The sequence below is a fragment of the Lentzea sp. genome (assembly GCF_036380075.1).
Classification (GTDB): domain Bacteria; phylum Actinomycetota; class Actinomycetes; order Mycobacteriales; family Pseudonocardiaceae; genus Lentzea.
The window spans coordinates 1-5132 of record NZ_DASVFL010000119.1; the positions used below are offsets into that span (position 1 = coordinate 1).

Sequence of the window (5132 nt, forward strand, 5' to 3'; positions counted from 1 at the left end):
GACCGACACCGCGCGGCCGTACTCCGCGCGGAAGACCTCCTCGATCACGCGAACGCGATCGGCCTGACCTCGACCGGCAGCGGGCTGAGCACGGTCGCCAGCCGGCGTCCCCACTCCAGCGCCTCGTCGAGGTCCTCGGCCTGGATCACCGTGAAGCCGCCGACGTGCTCCTTGCCCTCGGCGAACGGCCCGTCGGTCAGCAGCACGGCGTCGTCCTGCGCCCTGAGCACGGTCGCGGTCGACGGCGGGTGCAGTCCGACGGCGAACACCCAGGCGCCCGCGGCCCGCATCTCCTCGTTCAACGCGGCCAGGTTCGCCATGATCGGGTCGAGGACCTCGGGCGGAGGGGTGTCCCCGTCGGGCTGGTGGATGCTGAGCAGGTACTTCTGCGTCATGGTGGTCTCCCTTCACCGACTGTACGAACGGGCGGGCCCGTTTTCGACAGCACGAACACCCGGATCCCGACCGGGGGGCGGGATCCGGGTGGCCGGTGGTGCGGGGATCAGCCCGCCGGGGTCAGCTGCATCGAGACGAGCTGGCGCCGCATGCGTTCGCAGAGCAGGTCGACCACCTCGGTGACGGTGCCGGCCTCCGCGTACGCCTGCACCTCCACCCACTTCAGGTCGAACCGGGCGTGCGCGTGGATCACGGTCTTGTCCGCCGTCAGGTTCACCCAGGCGAAGTCGACTCTGCCGGGGGCGTAGCGGTCCAGCGAGGCGATGCGCTCCGACGCGTAGTCCCGAGCCTGCTCCGGAATCGCTTCCGCGAGCGAGACCTGGATGTAGTCCATCGACACCTAGCCTCCTCAAGGCCGCACGACAGCGTCGTCCGGCCCGTTCCACACTACGTAGACGAGCGCAGTGCCGAACCAGGCGTTGGTCCCGACGGCACAGGGTCCTTCTTCCCGGCGTTCGGGAAGATCAAACCTGTGACGTCAAAGAGGAAACCTTCGTGTCGAGGTCTTCCTCCGTGGGCGAGCCGACGAGCAGTTCCACCGAGGCGTCGGGCCGCACGAACGCGAACGTCGGCTGGGCGGTCACGCCGAACCTCTTCCACACCGACCCGTCGAGGTCGGCCAGGCTCGGGAAGCCCGCCATGTCGTGGTCGGCGACGAACTTCTTCATCGCGTCGAGCTGGTCCTGCGCCGCGACACCGACGAACTGGACCTTGTCGTGGCGCTTGGCCATCTTCGCGATCGTCGGGGCCTCGGCGTTGCAGGACGGGCACCAGGGCGTCCAGAACCACAGCACGGCGGGCTGCCCGACGAGCTTGTCGCCGCGGAACTCCGCGCCGTCGAGCGTCTTCGCGGTGAACTGGAACTTCTCCGGCGGCGGTGCCTTCTCGGCACACCCGGCCAGCAGCAGGATCCCCAACAGCAGTCCGAGGACGCGCATTCGGCTCCTCACCTCCTGTCAGGCCCTACGGCCTTGCGCCTCCTGCGGTTCAGCCACCACCCGCCCGCGACGGCGAGCGCGACCACGAACGGCCACGGCCCGACCGCCGACACGACCTGCACGAGCGTCGTCTGGAACCGTCCGGCCGCCCGCACGACCGGGTCGGCCGCGTTGCCGTCGGCGAGGAACAACCGCAGCTCGTAGACGCCGTAGTAGGTGACGTAGGCGCCGACGGCCACGAGCACCACACCGCCGATGCGCCCCACGTGCGGCAGGAGCTTCCTGATCCACGGCGCCAGCACCGACCCCGCGACGGCGAGCGCCGTGACGACGAGCCCCATGCCGAGCGCGTAGGCGAGGAACGCGACCCCGCTGGTCTGCAGCGATGTGCCCACCACGGCGAGGAACGGCCCGATGGCGCACGAGAGGGAGGCGATGGCGAACGCGACGCCGTAGCCGTACATCGACCAGAGGCTCGTCGGCGCCGCCTGGAGCTTCGGCAGCCGCAGGGAGAGGTCCTTGCCCAGCACGAGCAGCACGCCGACGACGACCATCACCAGCCCGACCACGACCGTCACGACGGGCAGGTAGCTCTTGAGCGTCGCGGCCACCGGTGTGACGAGAAGGCCGAAAATCCCGAAAAAGGTGACGAATCCGGCCGTCATCACCACACCGGACAGGAATGCCCTGGCGAGGTTGTCCTTCGCCACCAGCGCCAAATAGGCGGGCAGCATGGCGAATCCGCACGGGTTGACCGTGGCGACCATTCCGGCGACGACCGCGAGGGCGAGCTCGTTCACGGGGTCGAGGCTAGAGTTGCGGCGTGCCGATCGAACAGTGGCTCGAAGCCATCCCACCCCTGCTCGTGTACGCGATCGTCGGCGTGGTGATCGGCTTCGAGTCGCTCGGCATCCCGCTCCCCGGCGAGATCGTGCTGGTCACGGCCGCTTTGCTCGCTTCGCAGCACGACGACCTGAGCCCGTTGTGGATCGGTGTGTGGGCGACCGCGGGCGCCATCATCGGCGACAACTTCGGCTATCTCATCGGCCGGCGGGCTGGCCCGCGGCTGTTCACGTGGATGGGCCGCAAATTCCCCAAGCACTTCGGCGAGACGCAGCTCGAGCACGCCCGCCGCGTGTTCCAGAAACGCGGCGCCTGGGCCGTGTTCTTCGGCCGCTTCGTCGCCCTGCTGCGCATTCTCGCCGGGCCGCTGGCCGGGTCGCTGCACATGAACTACGGCAAGTTCCTGGTGGCCAACGCGCTGGGCGGCATCGCGTGGGCGGGCGGCACGACCGCGGCCGTCTACTACCTCGGCGTGGTGGCCGAGAAGTGGCTGAAGGGCTTCTCGTACGCGGGCCTGGCGATCGCCGTGGTGGCGGGCGTGGCCGGCGTGTTCATCGTGAAGCGGCGGCTGGCGAAGGCCGCGGAGAAGCTCGAGGACCGCAGCGAAGAGGAAGTCACACCCGCCTGAGCCACGACTGCCGGGGACGACCTCTCGGCCATCCCCGGAGCCGTCAGGGACTCAGGGCAGTGAGTCCCGGGTCAGCGCCGTTCAGGGCGGTGACGTTCAGGGCCGTGACTTTCAGGGCCGTGACGTTCAGGGCAGGGGCAGCATCGGCGCGCCGCCGGCCGGGGTGGCGTTCCACTGGGCCGCGGCGGCCAGGAACGCCGGGGACGGACCGCCGGCCACGACCGCGATCGGCACCAGGACGGGTCCGGCGGGGGCGAGGGTGAAGCCCCAGGTCACCGAGCCCAGCCACTGGGCCGGCTGACGGGCGGTGGGATCGGCGAGCGCGGCGATCTCGAACGACATGCCGCCGGCCGCGGTGTCGACAGCCGGGTCGTACTTGACCGTCGGCTGGTCGCGCAGCAGAGCGGAGCCCTTGAAGCCGCCGTCCGTCCCGCGTCCGACGGAGAAGCCGTGCGACGGTCTGCCGCCGCCGGAGCCGGGGTAGCTGACGTCGGTCTGCTGGACGCCCTTCTTCGGGTCCTCGGTGCTGATCTTGTCCTTGTCGGTGAGCCGGTTCTGCGCGTAGCGCGGGTCGCGGTTGCGGACCGCGCCGGCCTTGTCGAAGACGTCCTGGTCGATGGTCCAGTCCTGGTGCGGTTGCCCGTTCGGCACCGCGAACGTGCCGTACCCGATGTTGTGCTGCCGCGGAACCACCGCACCGCCGGCGAGCGTCGCGAGCCGCACGGTGTCGAGCACGACCTGAACGAGGCTGACGGTCTGAATTTCCCTGTGCACGGCGCCGCGGTCCGGGGTGAACGCGATCTCGATCTGGGCACCGACCTCGCGCATGGGCGGCGTGCCGGGCTTGCCGGTCACCGTCTTGTCGATGGTGATGAACCCGGTCTTGGGACTGCCGTTCCCGCCGATCCAGAAATTCCCGCCCTGCACCTGGAAGTTCTGCACAGGCTGTGCGTTGGTCACCTGGGGGCTCCGATCTGCCGTCGCGATGAAGCGTGCTGGCGGCGCCGGTCTCGTGACCGCGCCGTGAGACGGATCGATGGCGTCCATTCATCTGTTACGGATCCAAACAGTGCTTGCCACAAAGGAACCTGCATGACGGCAGGTTCGGCCGGACAGGGAACTTCACTGCCCGTTCTGCCGGACACGTCTTGTGGCGTCTCAATTACGCGCGGTATGGTCTAGACCTTCAGTCGCCGCCGCGATGTCCGCAATGCACGCACATCAAGGCAAAGGAAGTCAGATGAAGATTGGACGCAGGGTTGCGGCCTCCATGGCCGGCGTTCTCGCTGCACCGTTGCTCGTCGTGGCTCTCCCCAGCGGCACGGCGTTCGCGCACGGCTACATCTCCTCGCCGCCCAGCCGTCAGGCGCAGTGCGCCGCCAAGACCATCTCCTGCGGTGACATCACGTGGGAACCGCAGTCGGTCGAGGGTCCCAAGGGCCTGCAGAGCTGCCACGCCAACGTGGGGCGGTTCTCCGAGCTCAGCAACGACAACAAGGGGTGGCGGGTCACCAGCACCGGCCGCTCGGTCACCTTCAACTGGACGTTCACCGCGCGTCACGCCACGCGGGACTACGACTACTTCGTGGACGGCCGCAAGGTCGCGACCTTCACCGGCAACAACCAGCAGCCCCCGTCCTCCGTGTCGCACTCGGTGAACGTGGGTTCCGCCGGACGGCACAAGGTCCTCGCCGTGTGGAACATCAGCGACACGACCAACGCGTTCTACTCCTGCATCGACATCAACGCGAGCTGAGAAACCTAGGCGCGTGAGGTCCCCTTCCGCTCACGCACCAGCTCGTCGACGTCGAACGGCATCAGGTTCAAAGGCGGGCCGGACAACGGTTTCCGCAGCGCGTCGAGGATCTTCGCGTTCATCTGCTCGATGATCGCGCGCGCCTCGTCGTCGGTCCTGGCCGCCAGGGCGCGTGCCCTGGCGGTCTCGGCCTCCTTGCGCAGAGCCAGGGAAGGGGGCAACCCTGCCGTGCCCTCTTCCTCCCTGACCTTCCGCTTGATCCACCAGTCCTCGTCCAGCCGCTCGCCCGCGCCGGGGAGCGGTTTGCCGGCGCTGGGCAGGTTGTCGAACTCGCCCCGTTCCTGGGCTTCGCGGATCTGCCTGTCGATCCACGACTCGAAGCCCACGCCGGGCGGTTTCCGCTGTGTCACGGGGAGAACCTCCTGACCGCGGAGCGCATCGCCTCCGCGAACGCGGGGCTGCCCTTGTGGCCGCTGTCGTCCACGAGGGTCAGTTCGGCGTCCGGCCACGC

The 5132-nt window shown here is 68.9% G+C and carries 8 protein-coding genes; 2 read left to right on the plus strand and 6 right to left on the minus strand.

The window, feature by feature from the left end; all coding sequences use genetic code 11:
* Positions 1-44 precede the first annotated feature (44 nt).
* The 4 genes from VF330_RS15425 to VF330_RS15440 all read right to left on the minus strand — a co-directional run bounded on the left by VF330_RS15425 (position 45) and on the right by VF330_RS15440 (position 2194).
* Positions 45-395 (minus strand): YciI family protein, encoded by a 351-nt coding sequence (locus VF330_RS15425; RefSeq protein WP_330852278.1) that lies wholly within the window; start codon positions 393-395, stop codon positions 45-47.
* 107 nt (positions 396-502) lie between these two features.
* A complete protein-coding gene (locus VF330_RS15430; protein ID WP_330852285.1) occupies positions 503-790 on the minus strand; it encodes an HPF/RaiA family ribosome-associated protein in 288 nt (95 codons plus the stop codon).
* A gap of 130 nt (positions 791-920) precedes the next feature.
* The gene (locus tag VF330_RS15435; RefSeq protein ID WP_330852279.1) at positions 921-1394 is read right to left on the minus strand and encodes a redoxin domain-containing protein; all 474 of its coding nucleotides are present in this window, start codon (positions 1392-1394) and stop codon (positions 921-923) included.
* A gap of 8 nt (positions 1395-1402) precedes the next feature.
* On the minus strand, positions 1403-2194 hold the full coding sequence (locus tag VF330_RS15440) for a cytochrome c biogenesis CcdA family protein (RefSeq protein ID WP_330852280.1): 792 nt from the start codon (positions 2192-2194) through the stop codon (positions 1403-1405).
* 23 nt (positions 2195-2217) lie between these two features.
* Between VF330_RS15440 and VF330_RS15445 the strand changes: the two genes are divergently transcribed.
* Positions 2218-2865 carry a DedA family protein gene (locus VF330_RS15445; protein ID WP_330852281.1) on the plus strand — a complete coding sequence of 216 codons (648 nt, stop codon included), beginning with the start codon at positions 2218-2220 and terminating at the stop codon, positions 2863-2865.
* A gap of 126 nt (positions 2866-2991) precedes the next feature.
* Here the strand turns inward: VF330_RS15445 and VF330_RS15450 are convergent, their stop codons facing one another.
* A complete protein-coding gene (locus VF330_RS15450) occupies positions 2992-3825 on the minus strand; it encodes a hypothetical protein (RefSeq protein WP_330852282.1) in 834 nt (277 codons plus the stop codon).
* Positions 3826-4105: 280 nt separating this feature from the next.
* On the opposite strand from VF330_RS15450, the gene VF330_RS15455 reads away from it, so the two are divergent.
* The gene (locus tag VF330_RS15455; RefSeq protein ID WP_330852283.1) at positions 4106-4621 is read left to right on the plus strand and encodes a lytic polysaccharide monooxygenase auxiliary activity family 9 protein; all 516 of its coding nucleotides are present in this window, start codon (positions 4106-4108) and stop codon (positions 4619-4621) included.
* A gap of 5 nt (positions 4622-4626) precedes the next feature.
* Here VF330_RS15455 and VF330_RS15460 read toward each other — a convergent pair whose 3' ends face one another.
* Positions 4627-5031 carry a DUF1992 domain-containing protein gene (locus VF330_RS15460; protein WP_330852284.1) on the minus strand — a complete coding sequence of 135 codons (405 nt, stop codon included), beginning with the start codon at positions 5029-5031 and terminating at the stop codon, positions 4627-4629.
* Between the last annotated feature and the right edge of the window lie 101 nt (positions 5032-5132).

Excerpts from the sequence above, each read along its gene's own strand:
- VF330_RS15430 (WP_330852285.1), bottom strand. The coding sequence starts at position 790 with ATGGACTACATCCAGGTCTCGCTCGCGGAAGCGATTCCGGAGCAGGCT.
- VF330_RS15455 (WP_330852283.1), top strand. The coding sequence starts at position 4,106 with ATGAAGATTGGACGCAGGGTTGCGGCCTCCATGGCCGGCGTTCTCGCT.
- VF330_RS15425 (WP_330852278.1), bottom strand. The coding sequence starts at position 395 with ATGACGCAGAAGTACCTGCTCAGCATCCACCAGCCCGACGGGGACACC.
- VF330_RS15435 (WP_330852279.1), bottom strand. The coding sequence starts at position 1,394 with ATGCGCGTCCTCGGACTGCTGTTGGGGATCCTGCTGCTGGCCGGGTGT.